The sequence below is a fragment of the uncultured Oscillibacter sp. genome, assembly GCF_910587525.1.
In the GTDB taxonomy this organism is placed as follows: Bacteria; Bacillota; Clostridia; order Oscillospirales; family Oscillospiraceae; genus Oscillibacter.
Map to the genome: position 1 here is coordinate 1 of NZ_CAJULS010000037.1, position 17,778 is coordinate 17,778.

A 17,778-nucleotide genomic window follows, 5' to 3' on the forward strand; every position below is an offset into this window, starting at 1 on the left:
AGAGCATCCCATTGAGCATGTTTCGGTCATCTTTCCGAGGCCGGCCCCGCATCCCCGCCGTTTCCGGCGGCAGCAGCTCTTTTATGTGCTCCCATTGTTCTTTTGTTAATTCATACCGCTTCATGTCCCTATTTTTGCACTAACTCTTTATTTATACAATATTTATTTTTCAAACAGGGCCTAGCAGTCATAATCTGAAAAGGGATTTCCGTTCCCCGGGTTGACAAGTGAAGAAATCAGGCATATTATAGAACATAGAAAATTGTATACTGTCCGGTAGGTAAGGCTACCACAAGGATACGGGTCGCTGCCGCAGAGTGATGGAGACATCATGAGAGGGTTTGAACAGGCGATATCGAACACGAAGGTATCATCTAACGCGATTTCATCGCCTTGTGAGGCTAAAGCTTGAACGGTTGGGGGAAACTGCCCACAGAGGCATTTTCCCGGCAGAAAGAAATTCTTCAGTCGTACCGGGCAGCACGACTGGGGATTTTTTATTACTCTGCAATAAAAGACCCTGTGTTTTTCTCAATTTTACTCACAGCAAATCCGGAAAGGAGGTCGCGCGGCATGTTTGAATCTGAGAACAAACGGGAAGAGCTGACAGAACAAGTGGAAGAACTGGTGTCCCGAAAGCGATACGCGGAGCTGCGGGACCTTCTGCTGCCTATGGAGGCGGCAGACATCGCGTGGCTTTTCGACGAGCTGGATGAAAAAGCCCCTCATCTGATTTTTCGCCTGCTGCCCAAAGAGCTGGCGGCGGAGGTGTTCGTGGAGCTGGACAGCGACGAACAGGAGATCCTGATCCGGGGCTTTTCCAACTCCGAGCTGAAAGAGGTGCTGGACGAGCTGTACCTGGACGACGCCGTGGACATTGTGGAGGAGATGCCGGCGGGAGTGGTCAAGCGCATTTTGCAGCACGCCGACCCGGAGACCCGCAAAAGCATCAACGAGATTTTGAAATACCCGGAGGACTCCACCGGCAGCATCATGACCACAGAGTTCGTGGACCTGAAGGAAACCATGACGGTGGAAGACGCCTTGAAGCGCATCCGCCGCACCGGCCCGGATAAAGAGACCATCAACGTCTCTTATGTCATTGACGACGAGCGGTGCCTCATCGGCCTGCTGACCATCCGCACCCTGCTGCTGGCGGAGGAGGACGATGTCATCGGCGACATCATGGAGCGGAACTTTATTGCCGTCCAAACCCTGGACGACCAGGAGACCACCGCCAGAACCTTGAGCAAGTACAACTTTTTGGCCCTGCCGGTGGTGGACACGGAGAACCGGCTGGTGGGCATCGTCACCGTGGACGACGCCATGGACGTCCTCCAGGAGGAGGTCACCGAGGACATGGAGAAGATGGCTGCTATCCTCCCGTCCGATAAGCCCTATCTGAAAACCCGTACCTTTGAGACCTACAAGGCCCGCATCCCCTGGCTGCTGCTGCTGATGATCTCCGCCACTTTCACCGGGCAGATCATCTCCAGCTTTGAAAGCGCCCTGGCGGCGGCCACTATTCTGACGGCCTATATCCCCATGCTGATGGACACCGGCGGCAACTGCGGCTCCCAGGCCAGTGTCACGGTAATCCGGGGGCTCTCCCTGGGGGAGATCGAATTCTCCGACATCTTCCGCGTCATTTGGAAGGAAATCCGGGTGGCGGCGGTGTGCGGCTGCACCCTGGCAGCGGCCAACTTTGTCAAGCTGATGCTCATTGACCGGATGCTGTTTCACAACGCGATGGTAACCGCCCCCGTGGCGGCAGTAATCTGCTGCACCATGGTGTGCACGGTGCTGTGCGCCAAGCTGGTAGGGTGCTCCCTGCCCCTGCTGGCCAAAAAGATCGGCTTTGATCCAGCGGTGATGGCCTCGCCCTTTATCACCACCATCGTGGATGCCATCTCCCTGCTGATCTATTTCCAGATCGCCTCGGCGGTCCTGGGTTTGTGAGGCGGACAGTTTCAATCGTTTCAAAGAGGCACGGCTTTTGCCGTGCCTCTTCCTCTTTCAAACCGCTTTTAAAATGTCTCCATCAGCGCCAGAACCTGGTCCCTTGCGGCCAATCCTTCAGAGAAGGCTGTGGCTGCGCCGGCAGCCGTCCCCAGGCGATGGGCCAGGGCGTAGTCCCCGTGCTCCAGCCAGCCGGCCAGGAAACCGGCCACCATGGAGTCTCCCGCGCCCACGGAGTTGCGCACCGCGCCCTTGGGAACGCCCAGCCGGTGGACCCCGCCGGTTTCGTCCAGCAGCAGAGAACCGTCTCCCGCCATGGACACCAGCACGTTCCGGGCCCCCTCCTCCTGGAGGCGGCGGGCGCAGTCCTCAATCTCTTGGTCATCAGCGGGGGTTCTGCCGAAGAGCTCCCCCAGTTCACTGCGATTGGGCTTGATGAGGAAAGGACGGTAGGGCAGCACCGCCCGCAGAAGGTCCCGGGTGGCGTCCACCGCGGTGAGGATCTCCCGGTCCGCCAGCCGGGCCAGGATGCGCTGGTAAATATCGTCCGGAAGCGAGACGGGAATGGACCCGGCCAATACCAGCACATCACCGGACCGGAGACAGTCTAATTTGGCAAACAGCTCCTCCAGCGCGGCGGCGGGAATGACAGGGCCGGCGCCGTTGATCTCCGTCTCCTGCCCCGCCTTAATCTTCACATTGACCCGGGTCAGCCCCTCCTCCAGCCAGATGAAGTCGGTGCGGATGCCCGTGTCCCGCAAGCCCTGATCCAGGGCCCGGCCCGTGAACCCCGCCAGAAAGCCCAGGGCCACATTTTCGATGCCCAAATTCCGCAGGACGGTGGACACATTGATCCCCTTACCGCCCCATTGGAGTTCGTCGCTGTCGGTGCGGTTGGTCTCCCCGGTCCGAAAGTCGCGCACGCGCACGATATAGTCCAGGGCCGGATTAAAAGTGACGGTGTAAACCATCAGTTAAACCTCCTTGATTTCCGTGTATTCCAGATACCGGCGGTCGTCCAGACGGTCGGTGATAATGCGGGCCCTCTCCAGCGGCAGGACGGCCGCGGCCGTGATCGTGCCGAACTTGCTGGAGTCCGCCAGCACCCAGGTCTCCCGGGCGCGGGCAGCGGCCAAGCCTTTGACCATGGCCTCCTCCGGATCAGGGGTGGTGAAGCCCTGGCTGAGGGCAATGCCGTTGATTCCCAGAAAGGCTTTGGTAAAGTTGTAATTTCGCAGGGCCTCCATGGCCTCGCCGCCGATGACGGCCAGAGTGCCCGGCTTGAGCACCCCGCCCAGCACATAGGTCCTGAGACCCCGCAAGGGCAGGCGCTGGATGCACTCCACGCTGTTGGTGACGAAGGTGGCCCGGACGGCCTGGATGTGGTCCACCATGTGCATCACCGTGGACCCGGCATCCAGAAACACCACGTCGCCGTCCTGAATCAGGCTGGCGGCATACCGGGCGATGCGGAGCTTCTCCTGGGTGTGGAGCTCCCGCTTGACCTCCATGTCCGGCTCCTCGCCCCGAAACTCCTCCCGGATGGACATGGCCCCGCCGTAGACCTTGTTCAGCTTACCCCGGCGGGCCAGCTCGTTCAGGTCCCGCCGGATGGTAGCCCCGGACGCACCGGTGGCTTGGCACAGCTGGGCCACGCTGACCGCCTGCTCCTTGTCCAGCTCCGCCAGAATCGCTTCCATCCTCTGCTCTGCCAACATATTGACGTGCCCCCTTCGGCATTTCATGTTTGTTAGTTATGGTATCATCAAACCTGAGCAGAGTCAAGCAGGGACGCTCATTCAGAAGTGTCCAACACCCCCATTTTATCGTCCGTGATTTTGGTTTTAGGGCTGTGGCTTTGCAGGGGCAGGACTCTGTCCCCGCCCGTTTTCCCGAAAACACCGGATTTCTGGCGGACGGGCCGGGACGGTGCCCGGCCCTTGCATAAAATCCGCGCGGAGGACGCTCGCCGCTCACTCTTCCTCCGGGTAGACCACGCCCCACTCCCGGCGCAGAGCGGTCATCAGCGCCATCACATCGGCGGTATAGGGGAGCATCATGTCCCCGCCGCCCAGGACGGCCGCCTCCATGTCCTCCAGCTCGTATCGCAGGGCATCGGCGGTGCGTCCGGCGGAGACGGTCTCCGACGCGCCGGTTTCGGCGTCCACAATGACCGCCCTGTCTGCCCGGGGGTACTCCAGAATCTCAATATACCCTCTCTCGCAGGAGATCACCGCCCGCTTGGGCTGCCTGGAGCGGAGGGAGAGGGATGCGGTGACCAGCTGCCCCTCCCGGTTGGCCATGGCGACGGCGGCGCTCTCATCCACCCCGGTGGAGGCCTTGCAGACGAAGGATTTCACCTGGTCCGGGTTGGAGTCCAGGAACAGCCGTGCCAGGGACAGGGCGTACACGCCGATATCCAGCATGGCGCCTCCTGCCAGGGAGCGGCTGAAAAAGCGGTTGGACATGTCATAGGGCTTGAAGCTGCCGAAGTTCAGTTGGATAAGATTTACCCGTCCCAGCTCCCCGCCCCGCACCCGCCGGGTGAGCTCCCGGTACAGGGGCATGTGGTAGATGGTCATGGCCTCCGCCAGAACCACATGGTTTTCCTCAGCCAGCCTCCGCGCCCGCTCCAGCTCAGCGCTGTTGAGGGTGATGGACTTCTCGCACAGGACGTGCTTGCCGTGGGAGAGGGCCTCTTCCAAAAACGCGATATGGGTGTTGTGGGGCGTGGCGATGTAGATAGCGTCAATTTCCGGGTCGGAGAACATCTCATGGTAATCGCCGCAGACCTTGGGGACACCGTATTTCTCCGCAAAGGCCTCCGCCTTTTCTCGGGTGCGGCCGCCCACGGCATCCAGGGTACGGCCCACGATTTGGAGAGCTGCGGCCATCTCGTTGGCGATGACCCCTGTGCCCAGAACCGCCCAGCGCAGCTTCCTGTTTTCGCTCATATCAAAAATCCCGCCTTTCCCATTAGTGGTAATGGGACGATTATATCACACTTTTTTCTTTTTCAGCAATCCCAGAAGGAACATGCCCACCACGGAACCGATGATGACGGCGGCGGCGTAGCCCAAGGGGTTGTGCATTACGGGGAATACAAACAGTCCGCCGTGCGGCGCGGGAGAGGCACAGCCGAAGGCCATGGACAGCGCGCCCGCCGCCGCGGAGCCCACGATGCAGGCGGGCAGCACATGGAGGGGATCGGAGGCTGCGAAGGGAATGGCGCCCTCTGTGATAAAGGAAAGACCCATGATAAAATTCACCGGGCTGGACTTGCGCTCGTCAGCGGTATAGCGGTTTTTGAAGAAGATGGTGGACAGGGCGATGGCGATAGGCGGGACCATACCGCCGGCCATGACCGACGCCATAACGGGGGAAAAGCCGCCCTCGGCCATAGCGATGGAAGCGGTACCGAAGACGTAGGCCGCCTTGTTGAAGGGACCGCCCATGTCAATGGCCATCATGCCGGCTACCAGGGCGCCCAGCAGCAGTGCGGAGGAGCCGCCCATGGAGTTCAGCCCGTTGATCAGGGCGTTGTTGAGCATTCCCATGAAGGGGTTGACGGCGCACATGAATGCGCTGACGGCCACAAGGCCCACCACAGGGTAGATCAGAATGGGCTTCAGGCCCTCCAGAGAATTGGGCATCCTGTCGCAGAGCCTGCGCAGAACCTTCATGAACCAGCCCCCCACAAAGCCGGCCAACAGCCCCCCCAGGAACCCGGCGGGGATGATGGGCACGGTGGGGTCCGCGAAATAGGCGAAGGTGGCGCCGCTGGCGGCCAGAGAGCCGCCCACAAAACCCACCATCAATCCCGGCCGGTCGGCAATGGACTGGGCGATAAAGGCGGAGAGAATGGGGACCATGAAGCTGAAGGCGATGTTTCCGGCCTTGTTGAAAAAGGCGGGCAGGGCCCAGGAGGAGCCGAAGGCGGCAGTACCCGCTGCGCCGCCGTCCAGCAGGAAGGACAGCGCCATGATGATGCCGCCGCCGATGACGAAGGGCAGCATGTGGGACACGCCGTTCATCAGGTGCTTATAGAGCTGGCGGCCCAGGCTCTCGGTTCCGGCGTCCTCCTCCGCGGCGGCGCCGTCGTGATGGTAGATGGGAGCCTGGCCGTCAATGATTTTGCGAATCAGCTCCTCCGGTTTGTTGATACCGTCGGACACCGGAACCCGCAGCACGGGCTTGCCGTCAAACCGGGCCAGATCCACGTTCTTGTCGGCGGCGATGATGATGCCGTCACACCCGGCGATCTCCTCTTTTGTCAGGACGTTCTTGGCGCCGCCGGAGCCCTGGGTCTCCGCCTTCACGCCGATGTTCATCTCCCGGCCCTTCTTCTCCAAAGCCTCTGCGGCCATGTAGGTGTGGGCGATGCCCGTGGGGCAGGCGGTGATGGCCAGCACCCGGAGCCCTCCGGCGTTCTCCGCGGGAGCGGCGGACGGCTCGTCGGGGTACTTGAGCCGCTCCTGGGTATCGATCAGGCGCAGGAATGTCTCCGTGTCCTCCGCCTCCAGCAGTTTCTGGCAGAACGCCCCGTCCATCAGCATAACCATCAGCCGGGAGAGCATCTCCAGGTGTACGTCGCCGCCGGCCTGGGGAGCCGCGATCATAAAAAAGAGCTTGGAGGGCAGTCCGTCGGGAGCTTCGTAGTCCACCCCGTCGGGGACGGTGATGGCCGCCAGCCCCGCCTCCTTCACGGCGGCACTCTTGGCGTGGGGTACCGCGATGCCGTTTCCGATGGCGGTGGAGCTCAGGGATTCTCGGGCCAGGATGTCGGCTTTGTAGAGTTCCCTGTCGGTGAGGCGGCCCGCCCGGTCCTGGAGGCTGACCAGCAGGTCGATGGCCTTGTCCTTGCCGGCAGGTGCGGCGTGGAGCTGGATGCCTTCGGCGTTCAACAGATCGGTAATACGCATGGTCGTGACTTCCTTTCCTGATTTGGTATGATTAAGTTTGATTAATTTTTTCCTGGTCTGGATGTTATCACATCGGATAATCAAAGTCAATCTTATTCAATCGAACCCGCTCACAAAAATCGGGCCTGTGTTTTGGCAATTTCCACAAATACCGCCTGGTCCAGACGCCCAAAAGCAAAAAAGGAGGGGCGCCGCAGCGTCCCTCCTCGTCGGACATCCATATCTCTGCATCCGCAGCCCCCTGTTCAATGCGGTCCGGCGTCCTCCGCAACCCCCTGCCCCACGGACGGCATGAGTCTCTCCTTGTTTTTGAGATAGAGCAAAAATCCCGTCAAATCCGCCAGAGCCCAGCCGATGGGAATGGACCACCAGATCCCAGCCGCTCCGACCTCCGGCAGAGGGGCCAGGGTGTAGGACAGGGCCACCCGGGTGCCCAGGGAGATCACCGTCAGCACCACGGAGACGGCGGGCCGTCCCAGGGCCCTGTACAGCCCGTAGAGGAGGAACAGGCACCCGATGCCGCAGTAGAAGGGCCCCACGGTGTGGAGATAGCGGACCCCCTCGGCTACCACGGCGGTTTCACCCGGATCAATGAAGATCAAAACCAAGGGCTCTGCCAGGAGGAACAGGATCAGCGACACCACAGCGCAGTAACAGACCACCGTCCCCACGCCGCAGCGGACGCCCCGCTTGATACGGTCAGCCTGCTTCGCGCCCATGTTCTGGGCGATAAAGGTGGAGAAAGCGTTCCCATACTCCTGCACCGGCATGTAGGCGAAGGCATCGATCTTCACACCGGCGGCGAAGGCCGCCATGACCCCGGTGCCGAAGCTGTTCACCAGCCCCTGGACCATCAGAATGCCCAGATTCATGACGGACTGCTGCATACAGGTCAAAAGGGAGTAGTTGGCGATCTCCCCCAGGCTGGCGCGCCTGACACGGAAGCGGCGAAACGCCTGCCGCAGACGCCTGTCCCGCAAAAAGGCATAGAGACCGAGTCCCAGACCGGAGACGTACTGGGCAATAATGGTGGCCGCGGCGGCTCCGGCGGTGCCGAAGGGATAGACCGCCACCAGCAGCAGATCCAGAGCGATATTCAGCGCCGTAGAGACGCCCAGGAATACCAGAGGCACCACGGAGTTGCCCAGCGCCTTCAAATAGGCGGCGAAAAAGTTGTACAGGGCGATGGCCGGAATCCCACAGAACACCAAGACCAGATAATCCCGGGTCATCTCCGTAATCTCCCACGGGATATTCATCCAGACCACAATGGCATCCACTCCCAGAAGGGAGACGGCAGTGAGCAGAGCCGCCACCGCCGCCGTCAGCAGGGCGGAAGCCCGGAGGCCCTCCTCCAGCCGCGCCTCGTCCCGGGTACCGAAGCACAGGGAGAACACCACTCCGCTGCCCATGCACAGTCCCAGCAGCACCGAGGTCAAAAAGGTCATCAGGGCAAAGGCGGAGCCCACCGCCCCCAAGGCGGCGGAGCTGACATAGTGGCCCACCACCCAGGTATCCACAATATTATAGCACTGCTGTAGGAGGTTCCCCAAAATCATCGGCAGCGCGAAAAAGCACATGGTGGGAAAGACGGCCCCTACCGTCAAATCTCTCTGCCTCATCAAAGCGCTCTCCTTCCGTATAGACAATACGCCTGGAAAAAATCACTGCGGTTCTTTCCAGGCCGGCGGCACAAAACACCCCCGGAGGCCGCGGCGGCTGCCGTGTGCGTACAGGGCAAACGCGCCGGGGGGAGCTTTCCCGGCCTCCCCGGCGCGCAGTTTCAGCGCTGTTCTATGGTACACAAGCTCCCTGGAAAAATCAATCTCCTTTTTGCGTGGCGGAGCGTTTCTCTCCATCCGGCCGCCGTACCTTCTCACGGTTCAGCAGCTGGGCGGACACCAGATCCAATTGCTCGATGGCCCGGTAGTTGTCTGTGAGGCTGCTCTCGTGGGGGACGGACTCCGGCTGTCCCCGGAAGACCAGCTTCAGCAAAATGGGCGTCAGCACCGCGCAGCCCACCACGGTGATGATGATAGGCGTCATCATGGCCTGGCTCATGACCCCCATGCTCAGCCCCCGGTTGGCCACAATCAGGGCCACCTCGCCGCGGCAGGCCATGCCCGCGCCCACCTGGGCGCACTCCATCCCCCGGAAGCCGCACAGCCGGGCCCCCAGGCCGCAGCCGATGACCTTGGACAAAATCGCCGTTGCCAACAGCAGCACGGAGAAGAGAATCAGCTGCCCGTCCAGGGATGGCAGCTCCACCTTGATGCCGATGCCGGCAAAGAACACCGGCGTCAGCAGCAGATAGCTCAGGGGCTCAAATTTGGACTGAATGTACTTTGCCTTGGGAGTGGAGGCCACGATGATGCCCGCAACAAAGGCGCCAATGATGTCCGCCACGCCGAAGAACTCCTCGGCGCAGTAGGCCAGCAGCAGGCAGATCACGAAGGCAAACACCGGATAACGGCGCAGATTTTTCCCCCTGGCGTGGGAGATCATCCAGCGGAAGGCCCGAATAGCCAGGAAGGAGACCACGATGGCGAAGACGAAGAACAGTACGATCTTCACCAGCACCAGCGTCAGGCTGCCCCCCTCCCCCGCAAGGCTTGCCACCACCGTCAGGGCGATCAGGCCCAGTACGTCGTCAATCAGGGCGGCGGCCAGAATGGTGCTGCCCACTTTGGTGTCCAGCCGGCCCAGCTCCCGCAGGGTCTCCACGGTGATGCTGACGGAGGTGGCGGTGAGGACAGTACCCAGAAACACGTTTTCCAGCATGGTGTTCCCCGGCAGCCAGCCGCACCGGCCCGCCAGAAAGCCGAAGCCCGTGCCCATGGCCATGGGCACCAGCACGCCGCACAACGCCACAAAAAAGCCGGGCTTCCCGGCGCTGCGCAGCTCCCGCAGGTCCGTACCCATGCCGGCGGTGAACAGAATGACAATGACTCCCATCTCACTGAGCTGGGAGAGGAAGGCCGTCTCCGACAGCACGTTCAGCACAGCGGGGCCCAGCACCAGACCCGCCAGCAAAGACCCCACCACCCGGGGCATCTGGAATTTGCCGGTGATAATTCCCAGGAATTTGGTACTCAGCAAAATCAAAGCCAAGTCCAGCAGATAGTGATAAGACATAAGGATGCTCCTTTGCTCCGCGGGACCCAACGCCTCGCGCAAACGTTTAAACTCTCGATTGTAACCATATCATAGCGTTTTCCGCCGGATTTTCAAGTGACGATTTGCACGAAAAGTGCCTCCGCTCTTTGTGGGATTTCCGGCGTGTCATGTCCCTTCCAGAATTTCCCGAACCGTCAGCACCCCGCCTGCCACGGAAAAGCGCACCTCCAGACCCCCGAAACCGAAGCCGTAGACCCGGTCCGGGTCCTCCTGATAATGGGGGCGGGGGTCCTGAGCCAGCACGCCCCGCAGGCTCTTCCGGCGGTCCGGGGGAACGCGCTCCAGCAGGTCCGGGGGAATTGCCACCTCCAGCGCCTCCCCGGCGGGGACGGCCGCAAAGCCCCCCAAAGCGTCGGGAATACAGTCGGCGTAGGGGAGATAGGGCTTGATGTCCAGCACCGGGGTGCCGTCCATCAGATCCGCCCCCCGGAGGCGGAGCACCGTCCCCCACTCCCGGGTGCGCTCCACCCCCGCCAGCCGGACGGCGGAGAGGGCAATGGGGTTGGGCCGGAAGGGAGAGCGGGTGGCGAAAACGCCCATCCGGACGTTTCCCCCCAGCCTGGGCGGGCGCACCGTGGGGGACCATTCCCGCCGCCTCGCCTGATGAAACACCCACACCAGCCACAGGTGGGAAAACCCCTCCAGCCCCCGCAGGGCATCCTCATTGCGAAACTCCGGCTCAAAGACCAGGGTGGACTCCAGGTCGTCCACCAGGCCGCTCTGCCTGGGCACACCGAATTTGGAGGGAAAGTCACTGCGGACATGGGCAATCACCCGCAGGGAAAACTCCTGGCTCATGGCACACACCGTCCTTTCTGCAGGGCCGCCCGGCAAAGGGCCGGCCCGGGCTCTTCGAAGACATTATACAAGAGCCCGCAGAAAAAGGGAAGAAAAAACAACGCCCCAAAGCATTTCCTGCTTTGGGGCGCCGGCCCTCCACGCCGGAGGGTTCACGTGCCGGCATTAAAAAACGCGGCCGTTTCGAACCATCTGGTCGTAGGTGTAGCCGTTCATCTGATTCTTGGTATAGCCGGTGGTGCCGCCGGTCAAGGCTTCTCCGGCGTCCCGGACGGCGCTGCGGGCCGCGTCGCCCACATCGTCCATGGTATCCATGGCGCCGTCCATCATGCTGCCGCCATTGCCGTCGTTGACGCCGCCGGTGACGGAGTCATCGGTCAGGCCGCCATTGCCGGCATCACCGGTCACAGAACCGTTGGTGGCGCTGTCGCCAACGCCGCCGGGCTGCTGGTCCTTGCCGCAGGCCGCCAGGGAAAACACCAGCAGCAGGGAGGTCAGCAAAAGCGCAAGACTTCTTTTCAACTCAGGGTCCTCCTTTGCGCGGGTAGTGTGCGCGATACCCAAAGGACCCGCCAAGGCCGCAGGAGCGGATGACCCGGCCCTGTCAGCCAACGGTATTGTCCCCGAAGGCGCACAAAAAAATCCCGGCAGTTTTTGAAATGCAAAGAGATTTTTGCCAGCGGACGGAATTGCCGCAGAGAGCATTTCCGCTGAAAAAACGGCGCTTTCCATAAAAAAAGGCCTTTTGGCGGTATAGAACAGGGCAAAAATGGTGTAAAATGCTAAAAAGGATTTTTTCTAAAAGAAGATTTTCACAAATGTTTGTGAAAAATACCGTTGACGAGATGGGAAAAAGCGGTTATGATGGTAACAGAAATTAACTTGACGCAGTCTGACTTGAACTTGCTGTAGAAAAGGAGAGCTGTAATATGTATACACAGGAAATCACTGTTAATAACGAAGTGGGCCTGCATGCCCGCCCCGCCACCTTCTTTATTCAGAAGGCCAATGAATTCAAGAGCGGCATCTGGGTGGAGAAAGAGGACCGCCGCGTCAACGCCAAAAGCCTTTTGGGCGTTTTGTCCCTGGGCATCGTAAAGGGCACTACCGTCACCCTGATCGCCGACGGCGCCGACGAGAAAGAGGCCGTGGGGGCCCTGGTGGAGCTGGTCAACGACAATTTCGGCGAGTAACCGTGCAACGCGCTTGATAAGGCGGCTTCTGCGGAAGCCGTCTTTTTTGTTGCGTCCGGAGATGATCTGTGCTATACTGCACGAAGATACTTTAAAACAGAGGAGAGAGTTCCATGTCCGTTCAGAGAAAGAGCATCGGTCTTTGTATTGTACTGTCCATCGTCACCTGTGGGTTTTACAGCCTGTACTGGCTGTACTGCATGGCCGAGGACGTAAACCTGGTGACGGCCCGCCCCAACGCCCCCTCCGGCGGCCTAGTGCTGCTGCTGACCATCGTCACTTGCGGCATCTATGGCCTCTACTGGCTCTACCGCGCCGGCGACGACCTGGACCGCCAGCGGATGAACCAGGGCCAGGCGCAGGGCCACCTGGGCATTCTCTACCTGCTGCTTGCCATCTTCGGATTCAGCATTATCTCCTACGCCCTGCTGCAGTCCGAGATCAACGAGTATGCGGCGGCGTAAAACGCTCCTGGCCGGCGCGGGCTTGCTCTGCGCCGGCCTTCTCTATGGCTATGTACTAATCCCCCTGGGCCTGCGGCTGCCCTGTCTCTTCCGGCAGGTCACGGGACTGCGCTGCCCCGGCTGCGGCGTCACCGACCTGTGTCTGGGACTGCTCCACGGCCGTTTTATTCCCGGGTACAACTGGGGGCTGGTGGCGGCGGCGCCTTGGATTCCCGGACTGCTGTGGGCCGAAAAGCACCGCCCCGGTGCCGCCAGAGTCCTGGCCTGGGTGCTGGCGGCGCTGCTGCTGGCCTGGGGTGTTCTGCGAAACCTTTGGGGCATCTGACACGCGTTTGAAGAGGAGGAACACCGTGACCCGTGACGAACTGAAGGAAAAAGCCAACGCCCTGCCTCTGTCCCCCGGGGTCTACCTGATGATGGACAAGACCGGAAAGGTCATCTACGTGGGCAAGGCAAAAAAGCTGAAAAACCGGGTAAGCCAATACTTTCAAGACAGCGCCTCCCACACCGCCAAGACGCGGCAGATGGTCTCCCAGGTGGACCACTTCGACACCATTTTTGTCACCAGCGAGTTTGAGGCTCTGGTGCTGGAGAACTCCCTCATCAAGCGCCATATGCCCCGCTACAACATCCTGCTGAAAGACGACAAGGGCTACCCTTTCGTGCGGCTCTCCAAGGAGACCTATCCCCGCTTCACCATGACCCACAAGTGGGCAAACGACGGGGCCCGGTACTTCGGCCCCTTTGGCGGCCGGTTTGAGACCCGCCAGGCCCTGGATGCGGTGCTCTCCGCCCTGCGCCTGCCCACTTGCAGCCGGAAATTCCCCCGGGATATCGGGGCGGAGCGGCCATGCCTCAACTTCCACATGGGCCGGTGCGATGGCTTCTGCCGCCCGGAGATGACGGCGGAGGAGTACCGCCGCCGCATTGATCAGGCGGCGCTGATGCTGGAGGGCCGGGCCAAGCAGCTCCTCAAGGAGATGACCGCCGAGATGGAGGCGGAGGCGGAGGCCCTGCGGTTTGAGCGGGCGGCGCTGCTGCGGGACCGGATCAGCGCCATCCAGGCCCTGGGCAAGAAGCAGACGGTGATCGCCGGTCTCTGCGCCGACACGGACATCTGGGGCCTCTACCGGGGCAGCGGCAAGTGCTGCTACGCCGTGCTGCACATGGAGGAGGGAAACTTGGCGGGCCGGGAGGCGGAGCTCTTCACCGCCCCTATGGAGGAGGACGAGACGGAGATACTCTCCGCTCTGACGGCCCAATACTACCTCCCCCGGGCCATTCTGCCCCACGAAATTCTCCTGCCCCAGGGGGCGGAGGAGGACTGCGAAAACCTCTCCCAGGTCCTTACCAAACGGGCGGGGCACCGGGTCTGGGTCCACGTCCCCCAGCGGGGGGAGAAAGCGGAGCTCCGCGCCATGGCCCAGCGCAACGCCGCCGAGGAGGCGGAGCGGGCCACCACTGCCCAGGAGCGGGTGGCTCACACCCTGGAGCTGCTGCAAAAGATGCTGGACCTCCCCACTCCGCCGGAGCGGATGGAGTCCTTCGACATCTCCAATACGGGAAAGAGCGACATTGTGGCCTCCATGGTGGTATACAGCGGCACCCGCCCGCTGAAAAGCGCTTACCGCCGCTTCCACATCAAGGAACTGGCGGAGGGGCACCCGGACGACTACGCCTCCATGCGGGAGGTGTTGCGCCGCCGTCTCCAGCGGGCCGCCGACGGGGACGAGAAATTTCTGCCCCTGCCGGACGTATTTCTCATTGACGGCGGCGTGACCCACGCCCAGGCGGCCCTGGGCGTGGCGGAGACCTTCGGCGTCACGGCGCCCATTTTCGGCATGGTGAAGGACGACCGCCACCGCACCCGGGCCCTGGTGACCCCGGAGGGCCGGGAGATCGGCATCGTGGGCAATCAGACGGTATTCTCCCTCATTGGACAGATCCAGGAGGAGACCCACCGTTTCGCCATCACCTTCCACCATGAGAGCCACAGCAAAAGCGCCACCCGCTCCGCCCTGGACAACATCCCCGGCGTGGGCCCCAAGCGGCGGCAGGCCCTGCGGAAGCATTTCGGCACTGTCAAGGCCATCCGGGAGGCGGATGTGGAGTCCCTGGCGGCCGTGGTGCCCCGGGATACGGCGGAGGCTGTCTGGAATCACTTTCACGCTCCGGAGGCAGAATAAGGAGGCTGCGGAATGTCACTACGGCAGAAGCTACTGCAAATCAGGGCGGACTGGGATAAGTGGGCGGACAGGCTGTCTATTGCCGTGGCTGTGTTCTTCGCCGCGGCCATCGTCTTTAATGTGGGGCTTTTCTTCTCTGTCCGCAGGACGCCCTCCTTTTTCGGCGCGGCGTTCAGCTGGCTGTACCTGATCTCCTGGTCCCTGGCGGCCATTCTGCTGCGGAACCAAGCCAGGTGGGTGAGGACCGCCCGGGCCGTCCGGTGGGCGGCTGTGGCCGCCATCCTCCTGGGCCTCGCGGCCGGCACCGGAGGCGGCATGGGTTTCCTCTCCGCCGTCTGCGTCATGCCCTACGCCGTGTTCACCTCCGCGTACAGCGGACTCGCTCCGGCGGCCTGGGTCAACTACGTTCTGCCGCTGGCCCAGGCGGCAGCGGCCTCCCTCCTCTCCCGCCGCCTGCGGCGGAGGACGAAAAATTCAGGCTGAGAAGATATTTCTTTCGCCTTTTGTATTGATGAATCCAGATCCCAGTGGTTTCACTGAGTCAATGCGGTGTCATGTCGGGGCTGCTTTAAGTGTCAATCAAAAGATGCAGGGTATTGCGTACAAGCGGACGCGTTTCAGCATATCGGAAAAATTTCTGAAAATGAATTCGGTCAAACACTGTCGGTTTGAAATAGCGGAAACCGCTGCTGCCAATTCCTTTTGAGGATTGATACAAATAACATTTCCGCTATTGCCGGCAGCAGCATAGCTTCCTCTGCAAATCCCGATTTATCGGGCATTCATTTATAATAAGGAAACGATCTCTCCGGTATTTTATCAAAGAATTTAGAAAAGCAGCTTTGGTTAACGCAAAAGGCAGCGGGGATGCAAATAAAATCAGCTTTTTAAAAACAGCAGACAGGCGGCGGGCCAGATTGGCCTGCCGCCTGTTTTATATAGTCAGAACCGCCGGAAAAACCGCCTCCGGAGCCTCTGCCGCCACAGCAGCGTCAGCCGCTCCAGGGCCAGGTCCATCACTATGAACGTGACGTTGGCCAGGACCAGCAGCACCAGCCCAAAGATGCCCGTGGCATCCGGCTCCTGCGGCAGGCCCAGCAGACGCCAGATCGCGTCGTAGAGCAGGAGGCACACTGCTGTGCATACGGTAATTTTGACCGCCGTACGTGCCAGCCGGGAGGGGAGTTTTGCCAGCTTTGGCCGCAGGAGGGGATACCACCCGAAGCACAGGTACACCAGCGCCGCCTCCGGGTCCGGGTCCAGCAGCAGCGCCAGGAGGGACACAACAACCCACGCCCCAGCGGCGTACCGGGAACCGTACTCCTCCAGCACCGGCAGCAGCGCCGCCATGGCCAGCATGGGCGCACAGAAGGTGGCGGCGGGCACCACGCCCCCCAGGGTCAAAAGCGCCGCCGCCAGAGCGCAGAGGACTCCGCAAAGGGCGGTCCGGCGGCTCTTCATGGGCGGATCTCCTTGTATTTCAGCTTGTAATAGCTCCACTGCCGCCACCGGGCGATGTCCGCCGCCAGTTCCCCGGCGGGAGACGTAAACGCAGTTCCCTCCATGGGCAGGCAGGTGTCCTTCTGCACCACGGGGACCTGCCGCCGGAGCTGGTTCAAAAAGTCAAACCAGGGGCTCTCTCCGGTCCGGCCTGTCAGCTCCAGCAGCGCCGCCCCAAGGAAGCAGGCGGAGATCCGGCCGTCTGGCCGCAGGTCCAGCGCCGCCGCGGCATTCTCCCAGTCCAGGGCCTCCGCTGCAGCGTCATTGGCCCAGATGACATAGGGGGTCTCATAGGCCGTCAGGTTCTCCTGCCCCTCCTGGCCGGGGATCACATCCAGCCCCAGCTGGCGGTATCCGATCTGATTGTCTCCCAGATAGGGCAGGTGGTCCCCCCAGAACGCCAGCACCACCGGCTCCGGCCTGCGGGAGAAGTAGTCCACCAGGCGGCCCAGCATGGCGTCGGCATCCCGGACCCCTTCGGCATACACCGCCAGCATGGTCTCCACCTCTTGCGAAAGGGCGGCGGAGGTCCGGAGGGGCGGGAAGTCATAGTCCGGGCCGTATTTCTCGGCGGTATAGGCCATGTGGTTCTGAATGGTGGTGGTGTAATTGCACAGCCATTGGCCATTGGCCACGGCCTCCTCGAACTTCTCCTCAATGAAGCCCGCCATATAGTCGTCGGTGACCCAGCGGCCCTTGTATTCCAGCTCCTCCATCTCGTCGGCGAACACCGTCTCCGCCGCTCCAAGCCAGCGGTAAACGTTCTCCCGGTTGTAGAACCAGTCGTCGCCGGGGTGGAAGAAGGAGGTGTGATAGCCGTCGCCGGCAAAGACCCGAAGGACGCTGTCCAGATTCCGGTTCACGGTCCGCATGGCGGAGGTGGCGGTGGCGGAGAGGGCGTTGGTCTGCATTCCTGTCAGCACGTCGAACTCCGTGTTGGCAGTGCCCCCGGCAAAGCCCGGCACCACCACACGGCCGGAGAGGGCGTGGGGGTCCTCCCGCAGGGCATGGAGATTGGGCAGCGGGTCCTCTGACGGTCCGTAGGTGAATACAGGGTCATCGGTGATGTTGGAAAAGCCCTCGTTCATCACCATGACGAGGTGGACATCCGCCCCTAAACCGGACCGGTCTCCGGTCTCCCATCCGGCGGCCTCGGACCGGCTGAATCCCTCCGGCTTGTCCACCAGATAGGTGGTGAACTGATGGAAGAAGCTGTATGGAAATCCGGTCTCGTTGAACATCGTGGACAGGTGATAGGGATTGGACGCGCCGATGGACTCGTACAGGCTGTTGGACCCTAGCAGCGTGACGGTTACCAAAACCAGCGCACCGAAGCTGGCGGCAGCGCCCAGCAGGCTCCCCCACCAGCCCCGGATCTTTTCCGCAGAAAGGGGCTGGTGCCCCACGAAAATGCCCAGCGCTGCCAGCGCCGCCGTGACCAGCAGCACCAGGGCAATGGCCTTCACCGGGTAGTGAATCTCGTAATTCCCCACAGCGCTGAAGACCTCCTTCAGCAGCGACAGATCCCGGGGGAACACCGGCTCGTCCCGGACCTCGATCTTCACCCGGTTGGCGATGG

16 protein-coding genes, 1 pseudogene and 1 riboswitch are annotated in these 17,778 nt (G+C 61.6%); of the genes and pseudogenes, 6 read left to right on the forward strand and 11 right to left on the reverse strand.

Annotation, left to right across the window (positions count from 1 at the left end; all coding sequences use genetic code 11):
- Window positions 1-124, reverse strand: a pseudogene (locus QZ326_RS05250) (IS4/IS5 family transposase); the annotation flags it as partial.
- 141 nt (window positions 125-265) lie between these two features.
- Window positions 266-428: riboswitch (M-box (ykoK) riboswitch) on the forward strand.
- Window positions 429-573: 145 nt separating this feature from the next.
- Here QZ326_RS05250 and mgtE point away from each other — a divergent pair.
- Complete coding sequence (gene mgtE, locus QZ326_RS05255; protein ID WP_295742181.1) at window positions 574-1,959, forward strand: magnesium transporter; 1,386 nt, start codon at window positions 574-576, stop codon at window positions 1,957-1,959.
- Between the two features lie 68 nt (window positions 1,960-2,027).
- On the opposite strand, the gene pfkB is transcribed toward mgtE, so the two are convergent.
- From pfkB to QZ326_RS05295, 8 genes are all read right to left on the reverse strand, one after another.
- On the reverse strand, window positions 2,028-2,930 hold the full coding sequence (gene pfkB, locus QZ326_RS05260) for a 1-phosphofructokinase (protein WP_295742182.1): 903 nt from the start codon (window positions 2,928-2,930) through the stop codon (window positions 2,028-2,030).
- Window positions 2,931-2,933: 3 nt separating this feature from the next.
- Window positions 2,934-3,677, reverse strand: coding sequence for a DeoR/GlpR family DNA-binding transcription regulator (locus QZ326_RS05265; RefSeq protein ID WP_295742185.1), 744 nt, complete (start codon window positions 3,675-3,677; stop codon window positions 2,934-2,936).
- 255 nt (window positions 3,678-3,932) lie between these two features.
- Entirely contained in the window at window positions 3,933-4,913 is a 981-nt protein-coding gene (locus QZ326_RS05270) for a Gfo/Idh/MocA family protein (protein ID WP_295742188.1), read from the reverse strand.
- Window positions 4,914-4,958: 45 nt separating this feature from the next.
- The gene (locus QZ326_RS05275; protein WP_295742189.1) at window positions 4,959-6,881 is read right to left on the reverse strand and encodes a fructose-specific PTS transporter subunit EIIC; all 1,923 of its coding nucleotides are present in this window, start codon (window positions 6,879-6,881) and stop codon (window positions 4,959-4,961) included.
- A gap of 245 nt (window positions 6,882-7,126) precedes the next feature.
- A complete protein-coding gene (locus tag QZ326_RS05280) occupies window positions 7,127-8,503 on the reverse strand; it encodes an MATE family efflux transporter (protein WP_295742191.1) in 1,377 nt (458 codons plus the stop codon).
- A gap of 199 nt (window positions 8,504-8,702) precedes the next feature.
- Window positions 8,703-10,016 carry a cation:proton antiporter gene (locus tag QZ326_RS05285; RefSeq protein ID WP_295742193.1) on the reverse strand — a complete coding sequence of 438 codons (1,314 nt, stop codon included), beginning with the start codon at window positions 10,014-10,016 and terminating at the stop codon, window positions 8,703-8,705.
- A 147-nt stretch (window positions 10,017-10,163) separates the two neighbouring features.
- Window positions 10,164-10,856 (reverse strand): tRNA (N6-threonylcarbamoyladenosine(37)-N6)-methyltransferase TrmO, encoded by a 693-nt coding sequence (gene tsaA, locus QZ326_RS05290; protein WP_295742196.1) that lies wholly within the window; start codon window positions 10,854-10,856, stop codon window positions 10,164-10,166.
- Window positions 10,857-11,021: 165 nt separating this feature from the next.
- A complete protein-coding gene (locus QZ326_RS05295) occupies window positions 11,022-11,378 on the reverse strand; it encodes a hypothetical protein (protein ID WP_295742198.1) in 357 nt (118 codons plus the stop codon).
- Window positions 11,379-11,785: 407 nt separating this feature from the next.
- Here QZ326_RS05295 and QZ326_RS05300 point away from each other — a divergent pair, with 407 nt between their 5' ends.
- The 5 genes from QZ326_RS05300 to QZ326_RS05320 all read left to right on the forward strand — a co-directional run bounded on the left by QZ326_RS05300 (window position 11,786) and on the right by QZ326_RS05320 (window position 15,182).
- On the forward strand, window positions 11,786-12,049 hold the full coding sequence (locus tag QZ326_RS05300; protein ID WP_293284030.1) for an HPr family phosphocarrier protein: 264 nt from the start codon (window positions 11,786-11,788) through the stop codon (window positions 12,047-12,049).
- Between the two features lie 113 nt (window positions 12,050-12,162).
- A complete protein-coding gene (locus tag QZ326_RS05305) occupies window positions 12,163-12,513 on the forward strand; it encodes a DUF4234 domain-containing protein (protein WP_295742202.1) in 351 nt (116 codons plus the stop codon).
- Complete coding sequence (locus tag QZ326_RS05310; RefSeq protein ID WP_295742206.1) at window positions 12,500-12,838, forward strand: DUF2752 domain-containing protein; 339 nt, start codon at window positions 12,500-12,502, stop codon at window positions 12,836-12,838. Before QZ326_RS05305 ends, QZ326_RS05310 begins: the two co-directional genes overlap by 14 nt.
- A 25-nt stretch (window positions 12,839-12,863) precedes the next feature.
- Window positions 12,864-14,699, forward strand: a complete 1,836-nt coding sequence (gene uvrC / locus QZ326_RS05315; RefSeq protein ID WP_295742210.1) for an excinuclease ABC subunit UvrC — start codon at window positions 12,864-12,866, stop codon at window positions 14,697-14,699.
- A 12-nt stretch (window positions 14,700-14,711) separates the two neighbouring features.
- Window positions 14,712-15,182 (forward strand): hypothetical protein, encoded by a 471-nt coding sequence (locus QZ326_RS05320; RefSeq protein ID WP_295742213.1) that lies wholly within the window; start codon window positions 14,712-14,714, stop codon window positions 15,180-15,182.
- Window positions 15,183-15,641: 459 nt separating this feature from the next.
- Here QZ326_RS05320 and QZ326_RS05325 read toward each other — a convergent pair whose 3' ends face one another.
- Together QZ326_RS05325 and QZ326_RS05330 are read right to left on the reverse strand one after the other, a co-directional pair.
- On the reverse strand, window positions 15,642-16,160 hold the full coding sequence (locus QZ326_RS05325; RefSeq protein ID WP_295742215.1) for a hypothetical protein: 519 nt from the start codon (window positions 16,158-16,160) through the stop codon (window positions 15,642-15,644).
- On the reverse strand, window positions 16,157-17,778 hold a 1,622-nt coding region (locus QZ326_RS05330; protein WP_295742218.1), incomplete at its 5' end, for an LTA synthase family protein. The genes QZ326_RS05330 and QZ326_RS05325, both read right to left, overlap by 4 nt.

Bases quoted from the DNA above. Each gene is read 5' to 3' on its own strand.
- QZ326_RS05310 (WP_295742206.1), top strand. From the start codon at position 12,500: ATGCGGCGGCGTAAAACGCTCCTGGCCGGCGCGGGCTTGCTCTGCGCC.
- QZ326_RS05275 (WP_295742189.1), bottom strand. From the start codon at position 6,881: ATGCGTATTACCGATCTGTTGAACGCCGAAGGCATCCAGCTCCACGCC.
- mgtE (WP_295742181.1), top strand. From the start codon at position 574: ATGTTTGAATCTGAGAACAAACGGGAAGAGCTGACAGAACAAGTGGAA.
- pfkB (WP_295742182.1), bottom strand. From the start codon at position 2,930: ATGGTTTACACCGTCACTTTTAATCCGGCCCTGGACTATATCGTGCGC.
- QZ326_RS05265 (WP_295742185.1), bottom strand. From the start codon at position 3,677: ATGTTGGCAGAGCAGAGGATGGAAGCGATTCTGGCGGAGCTGGACAAG.
- QZ326_RS05325 (WP_295742215.1), bottom strand. From the start codon at position 16,160: ATGAAGAGCCGCCGGACCGCCCTTTGCGGAGTCCTCTGCGCTCTGGCG.
- QZ326_RS05285 (WP_295742193.1), bottom strand. From the start codon at position 10,016: ATGTCTTATCACTATCTGCTGGACTTGGCTTTGATTTTGCTGAGTACC.
- QZ326_RS05305 (WP_295742202.1), top strand. From the start codon at position 12,163: ATGTCCGTTCAGAGAAAGAGCATCGGTCTTTGTATTGTACTGTCCATC.
- QZ326_RS05280 (WP_295742191.1), bottom strand. From the start codon at position 8,503: ATGAGGCAGAGAGATTTGACGGTAGGGGCCGTCTTTCCCACCATGTGC.
- QZ326_RS05320 (WP_295742213.1), top strand. From the start codon at position 14,712: ATGTCACTACGGCAGAAGCTACTGCAAATCAGGGCGGACTGGGATAAG.
- QZ326_RS05270 (WP_295742188.1), bottom strand. From the start codon at position 4,913: ATGAGCGAAAACAGGAAGCTGCGCTGGGCGGTTCTGGGCACAGGGGTC.
- QZ326_RS05300 (WP_293284030.1), top strand. From the start codon at position 11,786: ATGTATACACAGGAAATCACTGTTAATAACGAAGTGGGCCTGCATGCC.
- tsaA (WP_295742196.1), bottom strand. From the start codon at position 10,856: ATGAGCCAGGAGTTTTCCCTGCGGGTGATTGCCCATGTCCGCAGTGAC.